17 protein-coding genes and 3 rRNA genes are annotated in these 24,440 nt (G+C 40.6%); 3 read left to right on the top strand and 17 right to left on the bottom strand.

Translation table 11 applies throughout. The annotated features are described in order from the left end of the window. Positions 1-34 precede the first annotated feature (34 nt). Positions 35-454 carry an SRPBCC family protein gene (locus tag MKY49_RS13495; protein ID WP_312507664.1) on the bottom strand — a complete coding sequence of 140 codons (420 nt, stop codon included), beginning with the start codon at positions 452-454 and terminating at the stop codon, positions 35-37. Between the two features lie 139 nt (positions 455-593). On the opposite strand from MKY49_RS13495, the gene MKY49_RS13500 reads away from it, so the two are divergent. Then, complete coding sequence (locus MKY49_RS13500) at positions 594-992, top strand: hypothetical protein (protein WP_312507663.1); 399 nt, start codon at positions 594-596, stop codon at positions 990-992. A gap of 46 nt (positions 993-1,038) precedes the next feature. Here MKY49_RS13500 and MKY49_RS13505 read toward each other — a convergent pair whose 3' ends face one another. After that, on the bottom strand, positions 1,039-2,799 hold the full coding sequence (locus MKY49_RS13505; RefSeq protein ID WP_312507662.1) for an ABC transporter ATP-binding protein: 1,761 nt from the start codon (positions 2,797-2,799) through the stop codon (positions 1,039-1,041). 418 nt (positions 2,800-3,217) lie between these two features. Between MKY49_RS13505 and MKY49_RS13510 the strand changes: the two genes are divergently transcribed. Next, positions 3,218-3,979, top strand: coding sequence for a TerC family protein (locus tag MKY49_RS13510; protein ID WP_322612116.1), 762 nt, complete (start codon positions 3,218-3,220; stop codon positions 3,977-3,979). A 203-nt stretch (positions 3,980-4,182) separates the two neighbouring features. Next, positions 4,183-4,692: a ferritin gene (locus MKY49_RS13515; RefSeq protein ID WP_341386480.1), complete on the top strand. Its 510-nt coding sequence runs from the start codon at positions 4,183-4,185 to the stop codon at positions 4,690-4,692. Positions 4,693-4,735: 43 nt separating this feature from the next. On the opposite strand, the gene MKY49_RS13520 is transcribed toward MKY49_RS13515, so the two are convergent. The 15 genes from MKY49_RS13520 to leuC form a co-directional block, all read right to left on the bottom strand. Then, positions 4,736-6,037, bottom strand: a complete 1,302-nt coding sequence (locus tag MKY49_RS13520; protein WP_341386481.1) for a DUF4179 domain-containing protein — start codon at positions 6,035-6,037, stop codon at positions 4,736-4,738. Then, the gene (locus MKY49_RS13525) at positions 6,038-6,547 is read right to left on the bottom strand and encodes a sigma-70 family RNA polymerase sigma factor (RefSeq protein ID WP_341386482.1); all 510 of its coding nucleotides are present in this window, start codon (positions 6,545-6,547) and stop codon (positions 6,038-6,040) included. It abuts the gene before it with no gap. A gap of 123 nt (positions 6,548-6,670) precedes the next feature. Then, a complete protein-coding gene (locus tag MKY49_RS13530; RefSeq protein WP_274793496.1) occupies positions 6,671-7,843 on the bottom strand; it encodes an iron-containing alcohol dehydrogenase in 1,173 nt (390 codons plus the stop codon). A 17-nt stretch (positions 7,844-7,860) separates the two neighbouring features. Beyond that, complete coding sequence (gene ahlS, locus MKY49_RS13535) at positions 7,861-8,706, bottom strand: AhlS family quorum-quenching N-acyl homoserine lactonase (protein WP_274793497.1); 846 nt, start codon at positions 8,704-8,706, stop codon at positions 7,861-7,863. Between the two features lie 20 nt (positions 8,707-8,726). Then, positions 8,727-10,148 carry an aldehyde dehydrogenase family protein gene (locus tag MKY49_RS13540; protein WP_341386483.1) on the bottom strand — a complete coding sequence of 474 codons (1,422 nt, stop codon included), beginning with the start codon at positions 10,146-10,148 and terminating at the stop codon, positions 8,727-8,729. 92 nt (positions 10,149-10,240) lie between these two features. Beyond that, positions 10,241-11,239, bottom strand: coding sequence for a LacI family DNA-binding transcriptional regulator (locus MKY49_RS13545; protein ID WP_341386484.1), 999 nt, complete (start codon positions 11,237-11,239; stop codon positions 10,241-10,243). Between the two features lie 66 nt (positions 11,240-11,305). Beyond that, positions 11,306-12,538 carry an RtcB family protein gene (locus MKY49_RS13550; RefSeq protein ID WP_341386485.1) on the bottom strand — a complete coding sequence of 411 codons (1,233 nt, stop codon included), beginning with the start codon at positions 12,536-12,538 and terminating at the stop codon, positions 11,306-11,308. Positions 12,539-12,642: 104 nt separating this feature from the next. After that, on the bottom strand, positions 12,643-14,493 hold the full coding sequence (locus tag MKY49_RS13555; RefSeq protein ID WP_274793501.1) for a dynamin family protein: 1,851 nt from the start codon (positions 14,491-14,493) through the stop codon (positions 12,643-12,645). A gap of 292 nt (positions 14,494-14,785) precedes the next feature. Next, on the bottom strand, positions 14,786-15,664 hold the full coding sequence (gene rbsK / locus MKY49_RS13560; protein WP_274793502.1) for a ribokinase: 879 nt from the start codon (positions 15,662-15,664) through the stop codon (positions 14,786-14,788). 75 nt (positions 15,665-15,739) lie between these two features. Further along, positions 15,740-15,910 carry a hypothetical protein gene (locus MKY49_RS13565; RefSeq protein ID WP_274793503.1) on the bottom strand — a complete coding sequence of 57 codons (171 nt, stop codon included), beginning with the start codon at positions 15,908-15,910 and terminating at the stop codon, positions 15,740-15,742. Positions 15,911-16,421: 511 nt separating this feature from the next. Beyond that, a 5S ribosomal RNA gene (rrf, locus tag MKY49_RS13570) occupies positions 16,422-16,537 on the bottom strand. A 167-nt stretch (positions 16,538-16,704) separates the two neighbouring features. Beyond that, a 23S ribosomal RNA gene (locus MKY49_RS13575) occupies positions 16,705-19,632 on the bottom strand. 366 nt (positions 19,633-19,998) lie between these two features. Continuing rightward, positions 19,999-21,550 (bottom strand): 16S ribosomal RNA (locus MKY49_RS13580). Together the 16S, 23S and 5S rRNA genes form the textbook arrangement of a ribosomal RNA operon. A gap of 854 nt (positions 21,551-22,404) precedes the next feature. Then, on the bottom strand, positions 22,405-22,995 hold the full coding sequence (leuD, locus tag MKY49_RS13585; RefSeq protein ID WP_341386487.1) for a 3-isopropylmalate dehydratase small subunit: 591 nt from the start codon (positions 22,993-22,995) through the stop codon (positions 22,405-22,407). 31 nt (positions 22,996-23,026) lie between these two features. Further along, positions 23,027-24,436: a 3-isopropylmalate dehydratase large subunit gene (leuC, locus tag MKY49_RS13590; RefSeq protein WP_341386488.1), complete on the bottom strand. Its 1,410-nt coding sequence runs from the start codon at positions 24,434-24,436 to the stop codon at positions 23,027-23,029. Positions 24,437-24,440 lie beyond the last annotated feature (4 nt).

The following is a 24,440-nucleotide window of genomic DNA, read 5'->3' on the forward strand; positions in this document are numbered from 1 at the left end:
TTGGGTCAGATCAAAAAGTAGGGATGCTTTTTTCTCAAATAGTATGTGCCCTCGCTTTAATACTGTCCAGTACACTTTCCCAATATTGTTTCATTTCTTCTCGCACTTTCTGATCAGAAAGATGTTCTTGGTGAAAACTAATCGTAGTTTTATTACTTTCTTTTGGTAGAATACGAATTTGAACGGTGGATGGTCTTGACCACCCTTCCTTTTGCCAAGTAAGTCGAAGCTGCTCTAACGGTTTAACAATTCTAATTTCCCCTGCCCCGATTTTAGAGTGATACTTCTGCCCAGGCTCCAAATGAAGAGTAGCACCATCCCCTACCCATGAATGTAAACCTTCCTTAGCAATGATTAATGCCCAAGCTTGCTCCTGTGAAAAAGGAAAAGTCCTTCTAACACCTATTTGAAAGCCTACACTTTTCGTTTGACCAATGATTTTCTCGTTATCCATTGCTTCACCTCAACCTTTCATGAAAGATTTAGTCACTGTCGTTTAAAAATTATTCCTTATTCAAAATTTATCATAAAATCTATCCAATATCATCTTGTGCTTTTATCTAGGTGGTAGAATTAAACTTGGGGGTGGTTGAATGAAAAAACAAGTGTTTGGGGTAATAGTCGGAATTTTATTTCTACTTTCTGCTTGTTCTCATGGAAAGACACAAACACTAGAAAAATTTTATCAAGATGCTCAAATTGAACAGGTGGATAAAGTAATTATTCAAGATGGTTCAACTGGCTATTACAAAACAATTACAAAGCAAGAACAAATCAATGATTTTTTAAATCTAATTAAAGATGTAGAATTTACGCCACAAACCAATCAAGAAGAGCGTTCTGGATGGCGATATGGCATTAAACTTTTAGATGGCAAAAAAGAATTTTCCTTTACATTAAATGAAATTGATGATATCTATTACGATTCAACCCCAGATATTCATCCTATTGTAGAGAGTTATTACAAACAGTTAGATGATGTAGAAGAATAGACAAAAAAAGGGAGATGATGCAATATCATTCTCCCTTTTCCTTAACTTACGTTAGTTCAACAAAATCCTTCTGCATGCTTTGTTCTGTTTGTCCTTTCCGGAATTGAATATGATGGAGCTTAGCAAAGATTCCATCTTGTGCAACTAGCTCATCATAAGTACCGTCTTCTTCAATGCCGTTCGGTGTGACAACTAATACTCGATCTGCATTGCGAATGGTTGCCAATCGGTGGGCAATAACTAACGTTGTTCGATTTTCAGCAAGCTCGGTTAAAGACTGCTGGATAATCATCTCTGTTTCCGTATCTAATGCAGAGGTTGCTTCGTCTAAAATTAAGATTGGTGGGTTCTTCAAGAACATACGAGCAATAGCTAGACGTTGTTTTTGGCCACCTGATAATTTTAAGCCTCGTTCCCCAATTTGGGTATTATAGCCCTCTGGCAGTTCTGCGATAAATGCCTCTAAATGAGCCTTTTTCGCTGCCTCTCGAATTTCTGCTTCACTAGCATCTAGTTTTCCATAGGCAATGTTTTCACGAATAGTCCCTGTAAATAAAAAGACATCCTGCTGTACGATACCAATTTGTGCACGTAATGAAGCCTGTGTCATATTGCGTATATCGATACCGTCAATCGTAATCGCACCTTTAGAGACCTCATAAAATCTAGGAATTAACGAACAAATCGTCGTTTTACCGGCTCCTGATGGTCCTACAAAGGCAATGGTTTGTCCAGCTTTTACATCAAATGATATATCCTTTAAAACTTGTTTGGATGAGTCGTAATTAAAGTGCACTTTGTTGAACGCAATATCACCATCTAAATGTTTGATGACCTTCGCGTCCTCACGATCTTGAATCTCAGGATCCTGCTCAATTAATTCACGGAATCGCTTAAAGCCAGCCATCCCTTTTGGGTAAAGCTCTAATAATGCACTAATTTTATCAATTGGTTTGATAAGTACATTTGTATATAAGACAAAGCTCACGAGCTCCCCATAAGATAGCTTGCCATTAAAGCTTAGCCAAGCACCGACAACTAGCACCACTAATGTTAAAAGGCGAGTCATCATATAAATGCTGGAGTGTGTTCCGGCCATAATTTTATAAGCATACAATTTTGCCGAGCGGAAGAATCCATTTTGCTCTTTAAATCGGCTAATTTCAAAATCCTCGTTTGTAAAGGATTTCACAACGCGCACTCCAGATACACTATCCTCTACACGCCCATTGACATCAGCAATTTTACCGTACATCGTCTTCCAAGCATTATTCATTTTAATATTACTAAAAGTCACAAGCCATGTTAAAAATGGCACCATAATCGCTGCAATTAAAGCGAGTGTCGGATTCACATTGAACATAATAGCAAAGGCCCCAACAAAGGTCATAATGGCAATAAATAAATCCTCTGGTCCATGATGGGCAAACTCACCAATATCAAATAAATCATTCGTAATGCGGCTCATTATATGCCCTGTTTTGGTATTATCGAAGAAACGGAATGATTGTCTTTGGACATGTGTAAATAATTCCTGTCGCATATCAGTCTCAATATTAATGCCGAGTTTATGTCCTAAATAGTTGACGATAAAGTTCAGTAAAGTACTAATTGCATAAACAAGCAGCAATAAAATACTTACTTTCACAATCATGTTCCAATCGCCTGTTGGTAACAGTTCATCGATAAACCACTGAACGGCAAGTGGAAAAGCTAGCTCTAAAATGGCTACAATGATAGCACTCGAAAAATCGATGACAAACAAACGTTTATGTGGTTTATAGTAGGAAAAAAATTTTCTATACATGTTTGTCTCCTTTCTAAGTTGTAAAATTTTCGCCTATCTTTTAATAGTACCATTTGTGCAAACATAACGGAAAAGTATTTTTTCTCCATAGCAGTATATTTTTATTTACTTTCATTTTTCCGCATGCTATTATTTATGTAAGAACTGAATAGCTTTTGACTTTATTGTCAAAGGGGAGTAGCTAGCAGATGCGATCGATGCATCTGATTTCACATTCGTCATTACATGGTATCTACCATCGGGTGTGATGGCATTTCTTGTCACACAGAATACATTCTGTGCAACGAACAGTTAATTGCTTAGCAAGACCTTTGCCTATTTTTTAGGCAGGGGTCTTTTTCTTTTGCTTAAAATTAGGAAAGAATAAGTTAGAAGCACGCCATTCATTTCTGTTCAAAATTTAAAGGAGGAAATACATTTGGAGGCAATATTTTTAGAATACGCATGGGTACTCATCGTATTAATCGTACTAGAAGGTTTATTAGCAGCTGACAATGCAGTGGTGATGGCTGTTATGGTTAAGCATTTACCAAAAGGACAGCAACAAAAAGCTTTATTATACGGATTGGTCGGGGCATTTATCTTCCGTTTTGCCGCACTATTCCTTATCACGACACTCGTAAATTTTTGGCAAATTCAAGCGATCGGTGCTGCCTATCTATTGTTTATGTCGATTAAGCATATTTATGATTCACGGAAGGCTTCGCAAAACTCCGAAGAAGTGCAGGAGCCTAAAAAGAAATCTGGCTTCTGGATGACGGTTGTCAAGGTCGAGCTTGCTGATATCGCGTTCGCAGTCGATTCAATTTTAGCAGCCGTGGCCATCGCCGTAACATTACCACATATCGGTGAATTTGATATCGGTGGCATTAATGCTGGTCAGTTTGCTGTCATGTTCTTAGGTGGTATTATTGGTGTCATTATGATGCGTTTTGCCGCTCGATGGTTTGTTAAAATTCTTGATAAATTCCCTTCACTTGAAACTGCAGCCTTCCTAATTGTAGGCTGGGTTGGTGTAAAATTAGCTGTTTTAACATTAGCACATGAAAAACTGGGCGTTATTCCACACGAATTCCCACATTCGACTGTATGGAAAGCTACTTTCTGGATTGTCTTAGTCGCTATCGCACTTGGTGGTTACTTAGTCGGTGTCAAAAATCAAAAACAACAAGAACAATAAAGTTGAAAAAATCGCTAAGACTTATGTCGAAGCGATTTTTTCATTTTTCCTTGAACAGTCATTTGGAATAAATTTTCTAATTGAGAACGAATATCAATTCATTTTTGCATAAATTTCCACGAAAAATAAATTTTTTGTATGTTCCTCTTCCTACACTGTATACTAGTAAAGAAGTCATTTACTGCAAAAGGAGGAAAACCTTTATGTTATCTGAAAAACTACACACAGCTCTTAACGAACAAATGAATTTTGAATTTTACTCTGCACATGCCTACATGGCAATGGCAGCCTATTGCACTGATCAAGATTATGATGGCTTCGCTAACTTCTTTTTTGTACAAGCAGAAGAAGAACGCTTCCATGCCATGAAATTTTATAATTTCTTAAGTGATATGGGTTACCGCGCAACGATTCATGGCTTTGATAGCCCAGACAATCATTTTGAATCGATTTTAGATGCCTTTAAAACTGCCCTTTCTCATGAAAAAGAAGTGACACGTCGTATTTATAATCTATCAGATATCGCTTTAGATGAACGCGAGCATGCAACAATGGCCTTTTTAAAATGGTTCATTGACGAGCAGGTGGAAGAAGAATCTACATTTGATACATTAATTCGTAAATTTGAACGTATCGAAAATGACTCAAACGCCATCTTTATGCTTGATGCTGAATTGGCTACCCGTACTTTTACACCAGATGCGGAAGCGTAACATGTGATTTTAAAAAATCTGCCATCCACGGCAGATTTTTTTGTTAATTCAATGGAAGATCTATTATTTCTGTTCCCTCTAGGTAATTTTCATAATAATTAAAGTAAATCCGTACTGGGTTCACAATACCCTTTAAATCATAGCTTTCATTCTGGACAATTTGATTCTCTTTCGGACCAGAATGACTAGAGCCATTACTATAAAATTCAGTGCCTTGAGCATCGACTGCTCTTCCTAGAAATGCACTTAATTTATCTTGAGAGTGCTTTGGTGCATGTAAGGTTACCATCTGATCATTCACTTGTATAGCTAGCCCTGCTAGTGGTGGCTTTGCTAACACCTTATTTTTATTAAAATCTACCTCTATATAATCCTGACCTACTGGTAGGGCTACTACTTTCCCAATGGCTAATGATAACTGCTTAGGTTCCCTAAAATAATTACTTTGCAGATAGAATGTCGCTTCCCCATCTAGTAAAGTCCCTGTTGCTGTCAGACCATTTTGAATCGTTGTCCAAGCCTCTCCCCTTTCGTCCAACATACGAATATCCTCAAAGCCTAAAATCCGCATCGTATTATGGGGATTAAGAGCCATTGTAATACCTGTTCGAAGTGGCGATATAGAAACAGATTTTACCGTTATATGCTGGCCTTCAAAGCTCAGTTCTTTATTTACTACATATACCTTAGCTTTGGCGATTGGTTTTTTCACTGAGAATGGGATGGAAAAAGTTGTTTGCTGTTGATCATTAACTTGTATTACTAATTCAAATTGTGCACCTTGATAATTAATCGGCTCGTTAAATGTTACTTGAAAATTTTCCTCAATGACCTTCGTTTCTTCTCCATGATACCAGCCATATCCCAGACCTACGGGTATTATTTCACCATTCAGTTTGAGATGTATGTTCTTGATGTCGAGCTGTTGAATATCGAATGGGGCAGTTAATGTATAAGGGAGGATCATCCCTGTTTCATCCGCAATAACACCTTGAAGTGTAAACGTTAATTCATTTTTACTTTGTGACACGCCAAGCTCCTCGTAATATTGATTATTTACAATATCTTGGACACCTTTATCATCGTTGATCATATGGACAATTGGTGCAAAAATAGGTATTTTTGCCAAACTATTTGCAAGTGCAGGAGATACACGAATAGATGTTACTAGCACTACTATCAATATCGTTACGATAGCAAGGCTTTGCCAAATTCGTTGACGTATTCGTTTTTCAGAATGGTAGCGATTCATACTTTTCAAGCGTGCGTTGACCAATTGCTCTTGTGGTACTTTTATTTGTGTTAATTCCTGGGCGAATTTATCATAATCAAACCTGTCCCTCATTTAATGCTCCCCCTTTTCCATAAAGTAGTGTTTTAGCTTGCTTAGTGCTGTATGCAATCTAGATTTAACCGTACCCTCGGGGATATTATGTAGTGCAGCAATCTCCTTGTTTTGTAAGTCATGAAAATATTTAAGAAAAATGAGCTCCTGCTGTGCTTTTGGTAATTTTACAATAATATCAGTCATTTCAAAGCGTTGATGATCCTGTGTATGATCACCCATTTCTACATTCTCCTGTAAATCTACACGTAATCTTTTTTCTCGCATATCATAGCAAATATTGAGTAAAATTCGGACAAGCCATGTACCAAAATAAGCTACCTCTTTTAAAGTATGTATTTTTTTTAAGCTTCGATAGGTTGTTTCCTGAACGGCTTCTACAGCATCATGTTCATTTCTTACATAGGCAAAGGCAATACGATACAATGTCTGTTCATGGTTTTGAATAAGGCAAAGAAATGCCTGTTCATCACCAGCGATGGCACGCTTTACTAATGCTTGTTCATCCAACTTCCTCACTCCCCTCTAATGATTAGACTGTTGAGCGTGCTATTTCGTTCAGGTTTTTCCAAGTATTTATATCATAAAGCAAAAAAAAGAGAAACGCTGAAAAATCAACGTTTCTCATGTTCTCTATGGTTCACGGACTTCGCCATCAAAGGCAGCAAGGTAAATTTGATAAATATCATCTCGCTCTAATGGCATAGGACTGCGTGCTAAAATACGTGTTTGTTTGGTTGCATCCTCTGTTAACTGTTCGAGTGCTGAAGCAGGTATACCGAATCCTTGTAAAGTGGAAGGAATTTGAACATCTTTAATTAGTTGTTGTAATGCTTCTACACATTTATAGGAAGCCTCTTGCTGTGATAAGTAGATAGAAGATACCCCCATCGCATCGACGATATCTTTCATACGTTTCTCACAACTTTGTCGGATATAGCCCATAACATATGGTAACAGCACTGCATTGGAGTCACCATGAGCAATATGGAATTGACCTCCAAGCGGATAGGCTAAAGCGTGAACACCGGCTACACCGGCATTAAAAAAGGCTAAGCCTGCTAAATAACTGCCATAACTCATATCGGTACGCGCTTGCTTGTCTTGCCCATTATGGACAGCTGTTCGTATTGACTGACTAATTAATCGGATAGCTTGTAGTGCAAGTGCGTCTGTTACTGCATTCGCATTTACTGATACGTAGGCTTCTATCGCATGAGTTAACGCGTCTACACCAGTCGCAGCCGTCACCTTCGCTGGTAAGGAAATCGTTAAGGCAGGATCTACAATCGCTACATCTGCTAGTAAATAATCGTGTGTCACGACATCCTTGGTTGTGTCGAGTGACAGCACAGAGATATTAGTTACCTCCGAGCCTGTCCCAGAAGTAGTTGGAATTAAGATTTTAGGTAATCCTTTATTGTCTACTGTTTTTGTTCCAGTTAGATTTAAATAATCTGCCACTTTTCCATCATGTGTTGCTAATACAGCGGCAAGCTTTGCTAAATCTAGTGCGCTGCCCCCACCTACACCAATCACTAAATCAAATGGATGCTTTCTCGTAAAATCAACCAGTTTTTCTCCAATTGCGAGCGGAGGCTCTGGTGCAATATCGGTATAAATGGTTGTCTTGTAGCCTTCTTCAATTAAAGGCTTTTCAACATAATCTGTTAAACCTATTTCTTTTAATAATGGATCTGTCACGATTAAAATATTGTAAGCGTTAAATTTCTTTACCTCTAGCAGAAGCTGACTCAAACAGCCCCAGCCAGTATAACTAGCAGGTGTAAAGGTTAATTTATGCATGGCTTCTCTACTCCTATCTACTCGTAATAGCCTTCCGTCGATTTTCTAAATGATTTGAATTGAACAGGATCATGTCCAAACCATACTTGTGAATTTGTTTCATGTGCTAATCTTCGAATCCGTTCAACCGTTGCATTATAGCCTACAGAATCATAGATAATGCCTGGTGGCTTGACAGGAGGACCAAAGCTTTCAGCTGTGTATATGGCATCTGAAGCTAAAATGATGCCACCTGTGTCAGGCATTTGAATATGCAACCCTAGCATGCCCCAAGCATGACCACTACCAAAATTCAATACTTGTATACCTTCTGCTAGTTTCACATGATCCTCGCCACGTTTAATGAGACGCCATTGTAGATTATTTTTAATCCACATATCAATGTCACCCCATACATAGGCACCGTCTTTTACATTTCTAGCATATGTTTGTAATGTGCCATTAAACTCGTCCTCCTGCACTATAATCGTCGCATTTGTAAACAGTTCTAAGCAACCTGCATGGTCGAGATGCAAATGAGAAGCTACGACATATTTGATATCCTCTGGGCGAACATTTAATTCTTCTAATCGGTGATGTAAATAGCATTCTTCTGGCATATTGATAGGAAATGCTTTTTGCGTAAATTCACCCCAACGTCCTTCTGGTCCCATCGAGTTTGGATTACACGCAGTATCAAATAAAATTTTGCCTTCTGGATGATCAATTAGAACAGTATAAACTGGGAATTCCACAAATTCATTTGGCTGATTTGGATGGTCGATTGTTGCAGGATTATGCATCGCAATCATATAGTTTTTATCCATTCGCATCGTACCATTGTCCATCACATACAATTTTGGGTGTTGTTTAATCATTTTCATTTTCCCATCTCCATTCGTGATTATTGGTTATTCCATATTACTAGCTTCATTTCCGTCATTTCTTCTAATGCATATTTAATGCCCTCACGACCAGTGCCACTTTCCTTTACACCACCATATGGCATATGATCGACTCGATAGGTAGGTACATCATTAATCAGGACCCCACCTACCTGCAATGCTTTCGTAGCTTGAAAAGCTGTCTGAATAGAAGGTGTGAAGATACCCGCCTGTAGACCATAGTGAGAGTCATTGATAGCCGCTATCGCCTCTTCAATAGTCGATACTGTATTGACAGTAACGACAGGTGCAAAAATTTCTTCACAAGACACACGACTCTGTGGTTGAACATTATATAGAACCGTAGGCAATAAAATATGATTGTCAATGCGGCCTCCAGTAATCACTTGTGCTCCTTCAGCAACCGCTTCTTCAATCCATTGATACGCTCGCTGTTGTTCAGCTTGTGATATCATCATTGCTAGATCTGTTTGACTATCCATTGGATCACCAATAGTCAGCTGCTCGATTTTGGCGTTCAGCAGCGTTAAAAATTCCTCAATCATACTCTCCATAACATAGATTCGCTGTAGAGAAATACAGACTTGACCTTGGTTGGAAAATGCCCCCATTACAATACGATCTATAATACGCTCGAGCTGTACCCCTTCATCAATAATTACGCCTGCATTGGAGCCTAATTCTAAAGTTACTTTCTTCAAACCTGCTCGATTGCGTAGAGAAATCCCTACTGCTGGGCTTCCTGTAAACGTAATCATTTTAACGTTTGGATGTGCTAAAAACACGTCGCCTACTAATTTTCCTTGACCTGTTATGAGATTAAAGGCACCTGCTGGTAAATTAGTTTGGGCCAATAACCTAGCTAGAAAATGAGCAGACAGTGCTGTTTGTGTGGCAGGTTTTAGAACGATTGTATTGCCTGCTGCTAATGCCGGGCCTACTTTATGGGCCACTAGGTTTTGGGGAAAGTTAAAGGGGGTAATCGCTGCCACGACACCTATTGGTTCACGAATTGTATAAGCAAAACGCCCCTCTCCATTTTTCGATGCATCCATAGGAATCATTTCACCAGTTAGACGCTTCGCTTCTTCAGCGGCAAATTTATACGTTTCAATTGTGCGATCAATTTCAGCGTAGGCATACTTTAACGGCTTTGCTGATTCCATAGCAATAATACTCGCCGCTTCCTCTCGATTTTCTGCAAAAAGGGTGGATAAATGCTCTAATATCTCTGCTCGTTGAAAAGCCGTTAATGCAGCCATTTGAGGAGCTGCGGCCTGTGCACTTTCAATGGCCTCCTTTACATCTTGCTCTGTGGCCATCGCAATTTGTGCCAATACCTCTTGTGAATAAGGGGCTTGGACCTCCACCCATTCAGCAGTCATCTTCCATTCTCCGTTGATCCATAAGCCCTTTTTCAACTTGATTCACTCCTTTCTTTATGGTTACGTATTCATTTCAGAAAATAAAGAAATGAATACGTAACCATTATGGTGTAAAAAACAAACTGATATTACATCAGTTCATTTTTACACGTTGTATTTCTTGGAAAAAGTTTAACAGACTCTGTTTGTCTAATGCAAGAACTTTTTTTCTCCATAACCTCAAATAATTTTTCAATCGCTATAAAACCTAAGTTCTCTTCTGACGTTAAACCTACTGTCGTCAAGGCAATGGAGTGGTGTTTACTAAGCTCAACATTGTCAATGCCCATGACATTGAAATCGCTTGGAACCTTGAACCCTCTCTCTAAACATAGATTCAATATTTCAATGGCGATAGCATCTGTAGCCGCACATATAGCTGTAGGTCTTCTATCCAACTTTAATAGTTCCTCAAAGGCGCGTTCAATTTCATCTTTATTGGTGTTTGTAAAAAATGTAGGCACAGTTTTGTCATCTATTCCATGTTGCTTTAAAGCCTGGACAAATCCTTGATAGCGACCATAGAAGGTGCTCATTTGATGTGGACCACCTATCCAGCATAGCGATTGATGCCCTAAAGATAAGAGATGATTTGCCGCAAGATAGCCAGCATGCACATTATCAATTTCTACAAAATGTCTATTTTCTTGATGCTTACGATTAAACATAATAAAGGGAATTCCGCGTTTTTCTAGTTTAAAAAATAGCTCATCCTGATATAGCATAGAAGATAAAATAATGGCATCCGCCTTCGTTTCTAAAACGGCATTATAGATCGAGTTTAAATTGTCCTCTGTCCCAAAATAGACATTGACTTTATAGCCTCGAGCATTGACATAATTAACGATCGCTGTTGTTGTATCAACAAAAAAAGGATTATGTAATGGTCCTGAAATTAGTGTAATAATGCCTGTTTTTTGCTGAACAAGCGATCTTGCTATATCATTCGGTATATAGTTTAGTTCCTCAATCGCCTTCATTACTTTTTCAATTGTTTTTGGCTTTACTAGCTCTGGCGTATTCAACACCCTCGATACAGTTGTTTGTGAAACACCAGCGTACTTTGCCACATCTTTTGAAGATACCAAAAAACCACCCATTTCATTAATGTAAAGCTATATTATACCATTTATAGCCTATTGAGAATAGAATGGCTAATCATCCACTTTGCCCTTTCTCTCATACGGTTTTGCTGCCTCACTCGCTTTAAAATTATAGACAGGTTTAATGACTTTGACAATATCTACAGTTTCTCCTATGGCCGATATTATTTCTGACATTGGCTTATAAGCCATCGGTGCCTCATCCAATGTTTCCTCATTGACGGATGTTGTCCAAATGCCCTGCATCGTGTCTTTAAAATCGTTCATATTCAATGCTTTTTTAGCAGCTCGTCGTGAGAACATACGCCCTGCTCCATGTGGCGCTGAATAATTCCATTCTGCATTGCCTTTTCCAATACAAATAAGTGATCCATCGCGCATGTTCATCGGAATAACTAGCTTTTCTCCTTTATTGGCTCGAACAGCCCCTTTGCGAAGTGTCATTGTTTCAGTATCAATATAGTTATGAATCGTATCAAATGTATCCGTGAAATGCCACCCCATCTGTTTAGCGATTATTTCGGCAATAGTCCAACGATTCATACGTGCAAATTGTTGAGCAATCTTCATATCATGAATATAGTCATGGAAATAGTCACCCTCTAAATAGGCTAACTCTTTCGGCACAGCAGGATTTTGTTCTTTATAGGCGAGGATCATTGGTTGTATATCTTTTTCTCGCCCTAGTCGTTTAAGCTCTGCTATTTTTTCCGTCAAATCTTGTCGACGTAAATTTTCATATGCTCTTTTTTGATGCCAATTAGCTACTTTTGCTCCTACATAGCGTGAGCCTGTATGAATTAGTAAATAGTGCTGCTCTTCTTCATCCTTGGCAAGTTCGATAAAATGATTGCCACCACCAAGAGTACCTAATGACAGATTGGTATACTCATCTTTCAAACCGCTTGCTCGAAATTGTTTACCTTCAAATTCTAAAAATTGACGGGCAGGCGATACTTCCTTATGTATCTCCTGTCCACTTGGTACATGTGTACGGATGATAGAATCTAGCTTAGCAAAATCGACAGTCGAAACATCTAATTGTGCTACAAATACACCACATCCTACATCAATTCCAACAAGGTTTGGAACAACACGATTCTGCAATTGAATAGTCGTGCCAATGACACAGCCTTTGCCCGCATGATAATCTGGCATAATACGTACTTTCGTACCAGCCATAAACGCCTGATCTGTCATTTCTTGAATTTGGTCGATTGCTGTTTGGAGCGCTGTTTGAGCAAATATTTTTGCATCCGTAAAGCGGCCATTAATTTCAATCAAGTAAATCCCCTCCTTACTATTTATACGTAAAAATGGAATGATATGTTTCATCAAACATAAAAACGTTCTAAAAGGTCTGCCCTCTTAGAACGTTTTGTTCTAGCTTATTCTTCGTATTGGATCGCCAATTTCTTTGGAATTTCAGGAATATCGTTTGATTTTACATCCTCTTCCTTTAAAGAAAGCACTTCTAGATGATGCTTGTCTCTTACATCAAAAGGGATGGCGATACTTTCCATTTTATTATTCATTTGACTGCGTGTAAGTAAGCCGTTGTACGATAAATCGATACTTAAAATAGCCTGTACAGTTTCTTCAAGCATTTTGAGATCCTTGGCTTTCAAAGGTATCTCTTCATTCATTAAAAATGGCTGAAGGGTACCTTTAATATAGCCTTGAGCTTCAATTAAACATGAAAATTCATTTAGTTTTTCAGCATAGTTCTTTAATTGGCGCTTTTCTTTTGCTCTTTGTTGATTTAATTCTTGCACTTTTTGTTCAATCCGACTCATGCGCTCTTTTACTAATTCTATTAAATAAGGCTGTATGTCTTGAATCGCTTGCAACATTGCAGCTTCCGCTTGTTGTACTTTGTCATATTGCGCGACACAAATCACTTGTTGCTCATTTAACTTTTCTACTCGCTCTTTGAAAAAGTCATTTTGTGTATGTTGACCAAAAATAGCCTTCATGAGCCCTTTCCCATGAATTTTTTTATGCTGTGCATCTAAACGCTCGTATTCACGTGAATACTCACTGTGCATAGTACGATATTCTCTCAACATTTGTTGATAGTAAACAGCAATTTCTGTAAACTTATCTACCTTAGCATCCTGTAAATAATCATGTTGTGAGATTGTTTGTAATAGCTGATATAATGTTTGAACATGTTTAAATGTTTGAGCAACTTCTTCGTATTCTTGCTCATATTCCTTGACAATCGCCAAGTCTCGTTGGTTGCGAGAAAATTCATACTGGGTATCGCCTGCATATTTTTCAATATTCTCAACAGCAGATTGAAATGGATCGCGTTGTGGAATGACAGTTAATTCGAAGCGGAAACGTTCTAGCCATTGTAAGAAGCGAATTAAAATGGCATAGGTTTTTTTATCACTATTTTCAGCAAAACGATGTATTTCAGTAATTAAATGTTCGTACTGGCTTTTTTCCCAAAGCTCATGACTGTCCGTTTGCTTGGCTTCCAATGCATTTCTAGCTGAAACAGCGACAAAATCACTGATTAAATGACCTATTCGTTGTTGTTGCGAGGAGACAAATGCCGCAGCATGATCATCAGCATCAATACCATTAATAACACATAAAGGTTCAACCCCTTTATTTTTTAAGGCTTCCAGCAATAATATTTCAGCGTCAATAGCCATAGAGCCCGAGCGTAAAACCCAGAAAATTTCATCCACCCTATTCATCAATGCTTCAGAGAAATAAGCCATTTCTCCTCCCCCAGCTTCTAATGAAACAGAGTCAATGATCGTCACCGATTTAAGTAAATCATTTTTCAAATATACTTCTAAATAGTCCAAATGCTCACGTAAAATCTGAGAAGCAAACGTATCGCCAGTAGTTAATAGCTCTAATTTACTAAGATCGAATATGGCTACAACACCATCTAAAAAATAAGCTTTAATCTCCTCATGCTCGCCGTAACGTATAAATGTATTTACGCCTGTTGGATGTTGATCATCTACTGAAAGAATTTCACGTCCTAGCAGTCCATTAATAAGTGTTGTTTTACCTACACGTTCTTTTCCAACGATTAAAATCATTGTCTGATTATTGGCATCTTGAATAATACGATTTAAATGTTTAGCCGTATCTTTCACATATGTATTTTGGACAATAATGCCATATAGTTGTCGAAGTTGATCAACAAATTGTGGCAGAATATTATTCGCTGAGGTTGTATATTCGATTGGCGTGTTGTCAATGTTGGTCATCCTCAAAACCTCTTTTCGTATGTATCTATAAGTCCATTATAAATGAAACTATGGCTTTTCTAATACATGGATTGTCGAAAAGAGGACAAAATACTTATATGTTTATACAACAAATAGGAATTCATCCTTATAACAATTCTCTGCTAACTTTACTTATTATTAGCTATTCAGACTAAAAGAAATAGTTTAAACAATGCTTTCTATTTTATTTGATAGAAATATTTTGAAATAATTATTTTAAACTTACATCTTTTTCTAATTGAATGACCTTTCTCCTAAATATCTACTACTTTTAAAATCCAGCCATACGTGCAAATACAGCATCAAGTGTCGGCATGCCGCCTTGTGCACTAAATTTTTCTACCGATAAAGAAGCAGCAATATTAGCAAAGTAGACAGCCTCATCCAACGATTGTCCCTCTACTAAGGCATAAGCTAACGCACCATTAAACGTATCCCCAGCACCTGTTGTATCCACAGCAGTCGTCATATAGCCTGGCACATGGATTGGATAGGTACCATCAGAATAACGTGCACCATCACTACCGAGCGTTATTATTAATTTATTTGGATACTTTTCTAAAAGGTGGTCAATCGGTTCATTAAAAATTTCTGCACATTCCGTTTCATTTGGTGTTAAATAGGTAATATCCTCCATCCATTGCACATCAAAATTTGCGGCAGGTGCAGGATTTAATAGTATGGGAACACCTGCCTCTTTACACATTCGAATGGCATAAGCTGTCGTCTCTTTTGGAATTTCAAGCTGGATGATCACCATTTGACTTTTTTGTATTAAGTGCTTGGAAGCCTCAAGATGTGATGGAGATAATTCATAGTTTGCTCCAGGTACAACAACAATGCGATTGTCGTTATTATAAATAAGAATATTCGCTATCCCTGTCAGAGCAGAAGGACTACTTACGATGGCACCCGTTTGTATATGTTCTTGTTGTAAAACACTCCGTAATGCCTCACCAAAGCTATCTTTACCCACACAGCCGATCATTGCCACTTCATGACCAAGACGGGCTGCCGCAACTGCTTGATTGGCCCCTTTACCACCAGGTACCGTTTGAAATGCCTGACCTAGAATCGTCTCCCCCTGCTTAGGAAAAGCATCCATTTGTACAATTAGATCCATATTTAAACTTCCTATGACTGTAATCATTGAATTCCCTACCTTTCTTCTACTTTCTATTTTAATGCAGAAAAAAGAACAAAGACAGGTTGATTTCAGAGCTTTTTATAGTTTTCCTAATAGCCCTTTTCTGGCCTCAAATTCAATTTTTGTATCACAATCATCACAGGAAAATTTCCCTTTCATATTTCTTTTATACATGGTATATTTTTTGGTCCCTTCAATTACTTCAAACGTCTTTTTACAAAAAATACATGAAACTGAATAAGTAATCATTCTATATTCCTCCTTCAGCAATTTACTACTTTTTACATCTACTTTCACATTATCAAAATATCCCATTTATGCATAGCAGTTATATTCTGAAAATTCATATTTATATGGTGATATTTCACATTCTATACATATTTATTTGCATCGATTGAAGCTAAGGAAAAAAACAGAATACAAGCTCAAATTCGTATTATTAGGTCAACTGATATCCTGTCAACCATTTTTATATGGTTTTATTAGGGGAGGACCCGCTTACAACATAGTTACTTTTTGGGCTTTAACAAGTGGAGCATTGACTTTGCATGGAGAAGTTAGGAATCAAACTATAGTTCTAGGAGGAAATTTATAATGAATCAAGTCGTTGGATATGGTTAAAGAAGAAAGCCAGGTTCGAGCATTTTTAGATATTAGAAGGTCTAAATGACTTTGTTATATTTTCAAGGTTTAGTGAAGCAGTATTGGTTAAGAGAAAATAAAAAAAGCCGAGGAATAAATCCTCGACTACTATTATTTTGCCTAGCGACGTCCTACTCTCACAGGGGGAAGCCCCCAACTACCATCGGCGCTAAAGAGCTTAACTTCCGTGTTCGGTATGGGAACGGGTGTGACCTCTTTGCCATCATCACTAGACTTGCACATGGATGTGCTGGCTTCTGCGTTGCAACATGGATGTTGCGTTCTTAGCAGAAGTTCCATTATTTTAAGCTTTAAAATACACAAGGTATTGAAGCTCTCTTTTGTTGAAAGAATTGTTCTTTCAAAACTGGATAAACGGCGCATTGATTGCTTCAAACAATTTGGTTAAGTCCTCGATCGATTAGTATTCGTCAGCTCCATGTGTCACCACACTTCCACCTCGAACCTATCTACCTCATCGTCTTTGAGGGATCTTACTTACTTGCGTAATGGGAAATCTCATCTTGAGGGGGGCTTCATGCTTAGATGCTTTCAGCACTTATCCCGTCCACACATAGCTACCCAGCGATGCCTTTGGCAAGACAACTGGTACACCAGCGGTGTGTCCATCCCGGTCCTCTCGTACTAAGGACAGCTCCTCTCAAATTTCCTACGCCCACGACGGATAGGGACCGAACTGTCTCACGACGTTCTGAACCCAGCTCGCGTACCGCTTTAATGGGCGAACAGCCCAACCCTTGGGACCGACTACAGCCCCAGGATGCGATGAGCCGACATCGAGGTGCCAAACCTCCCCGTCGATGTGGACTCTTGGGGGAGATAAGCCTGTTATCCCCGGGGTAGCTTTTATCCGTTGAGCGATGGCCCTTCCATGCGGAACCACCGGATCACTAAGCCCGTCTTTCGACCCTGCTCGACTTGTAGGTCTCGCAGTCAAGCTCCCTTGTGCCTTTACACTCTACGAATGATTTCCAACCATTCTGAGGGAACCTTTGGGCGCCTCCGTTACCTTTTAGGAGGCGACCGCCCCAGTCAAACTGTCCGCCTGACACTGTCTCCTGCCCCGCTAAGGGGCATGGGTTAGAATTTCAATACAACCAGGGTAGTATCCCACCGACGCCTCCTTCGAAGCTGGCGCTCCGAGATCTCTGGCTCCTACCTATCCTGTACAAGTTGTACCAAAATTCAATATCAGGCTACAGTAAAGCTCCACGGGGTCTTTCCGTCCTGTCGCGGGTAACCTGCATCTTCACAGGTACTATAATTTCACCGAGTCTCTCGTTGAGACAGTGCCCAGATCGTTACGCCTTTCGTGCGGGTCGGAACTTACCCGACAAGGAATTTCGCTACCTTAGGACCGTTATAGTTACGGCCGCCGTTTACTGGGGCTTCAATTCGCAGCTTCGCTTGCGCTAACCACTCCTCTTAACCTTCCAGCACCGGGCAGGCGTCAGCCCCTATACGTCACCTTACGGTTTTGCAGAGACCTGTGTTTTTGCTAAACAGTCGCCTGGGCCTATTCACTGCGGCTCTCATGCGCTTGCACGCTCAAGAGCACCCCTTCTCCCGAAGTTACGGGGTCATTTTGCCGAGTTCCTTAACGAGAGTTCTCTCGCACACCTTAGGATTCTCTCCTCGACTACCTGTGTCGGTTTGCGGTACGGGCACCTCTCACCTCGATAGAGGCTTTTCTTGGCAGTGTGAAATCAGGAACTTCGTCCATACGGACTCGCCATCACAGCTCAACGTTACAGTGTGCGGATTTGCCTACACACACGCCTTACTGCTTGGACGCGCATAACCAACAGCGCGCTTACCCTATCCTACTGCGTCCCCCCATTTCTCAAACGGTGAGGAGGTGGTACAGGAATATCAACCTGTTGTCCATCGCCTACGCCTGTCGGCCTCGGCTTAGGTCCCGACTAACCCTGAGCGGACGAGCCTTCCTCAGGAAACCTTAGTCATACGGTGGACGGGATTCTCACCCGTCTTTCGCTACTCATACCGGCATTCTCACTTCTAAGCGCTCCACCAGTCCTTCCGGTCTGACTTCAACGCACTTAGAACGCTCTCCTACCACTGACATCGTAGATGTCAATCCACAGCTTCGGTGAATCGTTTAGCCCCGATACATTTTCGGCGCAGCGTCACTCGACCAGTGAGCTATTACGCACTCTTTAAATGATGGCTGCTTCTAAGCCAACATCCTGGTTGTCTGTGCAACGCCACATCCTTTTCCACTTAACGATTACTTTGGGACCTTAGCTGGTGGTCTGGGCTGTTTCCCTTTTGACTACGGATCTTATCACTCGCAGTCTGACTCCCGTGTATAAATATCTGGCATTCGGAGTTTGTCTGAATTCGGTAAACCGGGATGGCCCCCTAGTCCAAACAGTGCTCTACCTCCAGTATTCTCATCACGAGGCTAGCCCTAAAGCTATTTCGGAGAGAACCAGCTATCTCCAAGTTCGATTGGAATTTCTCCGCTACCCACACCTCATCCCCGCACTTTTCAACGTGCGTGGGTTCGGGCCTCCAGTAAGTGTTACCTTACCTTCACCCTGGACATGGGTAGATCACCTGGTTTCGGGTCTACGACCACGTACTATTTCGCCCTATTCAGACTCGCTTTCGCTGCGGCTCCGCCTTCTAAAGCTTAACCTTGCACGTAATCGTAACTCGCCGGTTCATTCTACAAAAGGCACGCTATCACCCATTAACGGGCTCTAACTACTTGTAGGCACACGGTTTCAGGATCTCTTTCACTCCCCTCCCGGGGTGCTTTTCACCTTTCCCTCACGGTACTGGTTCACTATCGGTCACTAGGTAGTATTTAGCCTTGGGAGATGGTCCTCCCGGATTCCGACGGAATTTCACGTGTTCCGCCGTACTCAGGATCCACTCAGGAGAGAACGAACTTTCGACTACAGGGCTTTTACCTGCTCTGGCGGACCTTTCCAAGTCGCTTCATCTAACTCGCTCTTTTGTAACTCCGTATAGAGTGTCCTACAACCCCAAGAGGCAAGCCTCTTGGTTTGGGCTCTTCCCGTTTCGCTCGCCGCTACTCAGGGAATCGATTTTTCTTTCTCTTCCTCCAGGTACTTAGATGTTTCAGTTCCCTGGGTCTGCCTTCAAGACGCTATGTATTCACGTCAAGATACTACGCGATTAAACGTAGTGGGTTCCCCCATTCGGAAATCTCCGGATCAAAGCTCACTTACAGCTCCCCGAAGCATATCGGTGTTAGTGCCGTCCTTCTTCGGCTCCTAGTGCCAAGGCATTCGCCGTGCGCCCTTAATAACTTAACCTACAGCTTTCAATACACATCGCATTTCGTTGTCAGCTTCACTCGTTCAATCAGTCACGTACTGAAGTACGCTCCTTCATTCACTCGATTGCTTCCTAGAACTGCTTGTGTCTTGAAACCTTACTAATGTTATTAAGCCTATAAAAAACTTAAAAAATAAATGTGTTTGTTACAATTTCAATGTCGTTTTATCCAGTTTTCAAAGAACAAAGTTACTGCCTGCTTCTACTTCTTCGCAGCTTTGCGACGAAAGCGTAGCGACAGGAGCACATATTTGAAGTATTTCATTCGGAAGAATGAACCTTCAAAACTGAACGCAAAACGTAATCTTACAAACCCTAGGTTTGTATTCCGAAATAATCCTTAGAAAGGAGGTGATCCAGCCGCACCTTCCGATACGGCTACCTTGTTACGACTTCACCCCAATCATCTATCCCACCTTCGGCGGCTGGCTCCAAAAGGTTACCTCACCGACTTCGGGTGTTACAAACTCTCGTGGTGTGACGGGCGGTGTGTACAAGGCCCGGGAACGTATTCACCGCGGCATGCTGATCCGCGATTACTAGCGATTCCGGCTTCATGTAGGCGAGTTGCAGCCTACAATCCGAACTGAGAACGACTTTATCGGATTAGCTCCCTCTCGCGAGTTGGCAACCGTTTGTATCGTCCATTGTAGCACGTGTGTAGCCCAGGTCATAAGGGGCATGATGATTTGACGTCATCCCCACCTTCCTCCGGTTTGTCACCGGCAGTCACCTTAGAGTGCCCAACTAAATGATGGCAACTAAGATCAAGGGTTGCGCTCGTTGCGGGACTTAACCCAACATCTCACGACACGAGCTGACGACAACCATGCACCACCTGTCACCGTTGCCCCCGAAGGGGAAACTATATCTCTACAGTGGTCAACGGGATGTCAAGACCTGGTAAGGTTCTTCGCGTTGCTTCGAATTAAACCACATGCTCCACCGCTTGTGCGGGCCCCCGTCAATTCCTTTGAGTTTCAGTCTTGCGACCGTACTCCCCAGGCGGAGTGCTTAATGCGTTAGCTGCAGCACTAAGGGGCGGAAACCCCCTAACACTTAGCACTCATCGTTTACGGCGTGGACTACCAGGGTATCTAATCCTGTTTGCTCCCCACGCTTTCGCGCCTCAGCGTCAGTTACAGACCAGAAAGTCGCCTTCGCCACTGGTGTTCCTCCAAATCTCTACGCATTTCACCGCTACACTTGGAATTCCACTTTCCTCTTCTGCACTCAAGTCCCCCAGTTTCCAATGACCCTCCACGGTTGAGCCGTGGGCTTTCACATCAGACTTAAAGGACCGCCTGCGCGCGCTTTACGCCCAATAATTCCGGACAACGCTTGCCACCTACGTATTACCGCGGCTGCTGGCACGTAGTTAGCCGTGGCTTTCTAATAAGGTACCGTCAAGGTACAGCCAGTTACTACTGTACTTGTTCTTCCCTTACAACAGAGTTTTACGATCCGAAAACCTTCTTCACTCACGCGGCGTTGCTCCATCAGGCTTTCGCCCATTGTGGAAGATTCCCTACTGCTGCCTCCCGTAGGAGTCTGGGCCGTGTCTCAGTCCCAGTGTGGCCGATCACCCTCTCAGGTCGGCTACGCATCGTCGCCTTGGTGAGCCGTTACCTCACCAACTAGCTAATGCGCCGCGGGCCCATCTTATAGCGACAGCCGAAACCGTCTTTCAGTGTTCCACCATGAGGTGGAACAGATTATTCGGTATTAGCCCCGGTTTCCCGGAGTTATCCCAAACTATAAGGTAGGTTGCCCACGTGTTACTCACCCGTCCGCCGCTAACGTCAAAGGAGCAAGCTCCTTCTCTGTTCGCTCGACTTGCATGTATTAGGCACGCCGCCAGCGTTCGTCCTGAGCCAGGATCAAACTCTCCATAAAAGAAATTTGATTAGCTCAAATTGTTTTGCTGGCATCAATTTTGATGTCCAAAATTTTGTTTCGTTCACTAGCCGAAACTAGTTACTTAAAACTTTATTGATTACGTTTTGCTTGTTCAGTTTTCAAGGTTCATTTTATACTGCCATACAGTGACAGGAATTTTATTATATCAAAACATTTTCGTGTTTGTCAACAACTAATTCAAAATATTTTATTCGCTAAATGATGTTTCACAATATATCAAAATATTTTTATGTTAACACCTGTGATTAATACTTATTAACATCTATCGATATTTCACGATAGAAATCAATAATATATTATATTAACAAAATAGTCAACATGAAATTAGTTAAAAACTTTCTTTTCTATCTCCCTACTATTAAATATTGTATTTTATACAATAGCACGTTTTATATCGTTTCTAAAAAATAATCCCATTGCTTTGCAGTTAGAACCGATAACCATAGCACTTTCATCAGGAAAAAGCCTTACATACTCCTTCAGCATTATTATCCTGAAGCTTAAATAACGTATACCATCTTTTCAATTCACTGATTCTCCTAACACTATGTCTTCCAGTTAGAATGAGTAATAACTGAATATGCTTTTTCTTCAACTGTCGAATCGAAAGTTTCTACAGAATAGCTTTGAAATGGTGAACATAGAAGGCAATACATTCTTTCTGTAACTTTACTTTTATATAAAGCAAAACTAATTAATATATTTTTGATGAGTTAATGTATCAGAAGACTTTCTTATTGAAAAAATTTTAAAAGCCAACGAAATTTTATTAATCGTAAAATTTCACTGGCTTTTTAGTTTATAGCTAGGATTTATCCAGCCACTTTTGCTTAGAATGCTACCCGCTTTGCCTCATAGGCAGCAATATGTTCTTCGTATTTAAAGGTTAAAGCAATTTCATCCCAACCATTTAGTAATGTTTCCTTATAGTACGGATCAATTGTGAAATGATAAACTTTACCATCTTCACCTGTCACTGTTTGCTCTGCAAGATTTACTTCCATTGTATATGGCTTTGCTAATCCCTTAGCCAGAATTTCATCACATTCTGCTTCTGTTAACTTAATAGGTAGAATGCCATTTTTAAAGCAGTTATTATGGAAGATATCTGCGAAAGAAGGGGCAATCACCACGTTAAAGCCATAATCTAAGATGGCCCATGGTGCGTGTTCGCGGGATGAACCGCAGCCAAAATTATCTTGCGCCACTAAAATTTTGGATTCTTTAAATTCAGGTTTATTTAAAACAAAGTCTTTGATCTCTTTGCCTTGTGCATCGTAACGCCAGTGATAAAATAAAAATTGTCCAAATCCTGTGCGCTCAATACGTTTAAGAAATTCTTTTGAAATAATTTGATCTGTATCAACATTTTTACGATCAAGTGGTGTGATGACACTATTAACGATATTAATTGGTTCCATTTTTAATCATCCCTTCCGTGTAAAGCAAGACTTACACAGTTTCCTTCACAAATTCACGTACATCCACAAAATGACCTGCAATCGCAGCTGCAGCTGCCATCGGTGGTGATACTAAATGTGTACGAGAACCCGCTCCCTGACGTCCTTCAAAATTGCGATTGGATGTAGAGGCACAGCGTTCACCAGCTGGTACAACATCATCATTCATCGCTAGGCACATGGAGCAACCTGACTCTCTCCATTCAAAGCCTGCCTCGATAAAGATTTTATCCAAGCCCTCTTCCTCTGCTTGCTTTTTCGTCGTATGTGAACCCGGCACAACAATTGCTGTTACATTATCATGCACCTTACGTCCTTGAATGACACTAGCAGCTGCGCGTAAATCACTAATGCGTGAGTTTGTACAGGAGCCAATAAAGACATGCTGAATATCAATAGATGTTAAAGGTTGCCCTTCCTCTAAGCCCATATAGGCTAAAGCTTTTTGAAGAGCTGCCTTATCAGATTCATCCTCATAATCTGCTTGTGTTGGAACATGACCAGAAACACCCGTACCCATCGATGGATTTGTGCCCCATGTAATGATTGGTTCGATTTCTTCTGCATTTATGATACGAACTGTGTCGTACGTAGCATCCTCATCGGAAGCCAAACTTAACCAATAAGCGGCTGCTTCCTCCAATTTTTCACCTTGTGGCGCATATTTGCGACCACGAATATAATCCATTGTTGTTTGATCAGGTGAAATCAGCCCAGCTTTCGCTCCTGCCTCAATCGACATATTACAGATTGTCATCCGTTCTTCCATAGACAATTTATGGATAGCCTCTCCAGTGAATTCCACAATATGCCCAGTGCCAACACCAATACCAAACTTTGCAATAATGGCTAAAATAATATCCTTTGCAGCTACCCCAACTGGTAGCTCCCCTTCAACACGAATTTCCATCGTTTTCGGCTTATTTTGCCATAAAGTTTGTGTTGATAAGACATGCTCAACTTCTGATGTACCAATCCCGAAAGCAATCGCACCAAAGGCACCGTGAGTTGATGTATGAGAATCGCCACAAACGATAGTTTTCCCTGGTTGTGTTAATCCCAGCTCTGGCCCAATAACGTGTACAATCCCTTGGTCAGGATGACCCATTCCTGCTAGCTCAACACCAAACTCTTTTGCATTTTTAGCCAATGTTTCGATTTGGTTGCGTGCAATAGGATCATGGATTGTCGGTAAATTTTTCGTTGGTACGTTATGATCCATTGTCGCAAAGCTTAAATCAGGACGACGCACTTTGCGTCCGTTCAAACGGAGACCTTCAAAAGCTTGCGGAGATGTTACTTCATGAATTAAATGAAGATCAATATATAACAGGTCCGGTTTGCCCTCTTCCTGATAAACTACATGTTTATCCCAAATCTTTTCAATTATATTTTTACCCATTGTC

Source organism: Lysinibacillus sp. FSL M8-0134 (assembly GCF_038069745.1).
Taxonomy (GTDB): Bacteria; Bacillota; Bacilli; order Bacillales_A; family Planococcaceae; genus Lysinibacillus; species Lysinibacillus irui.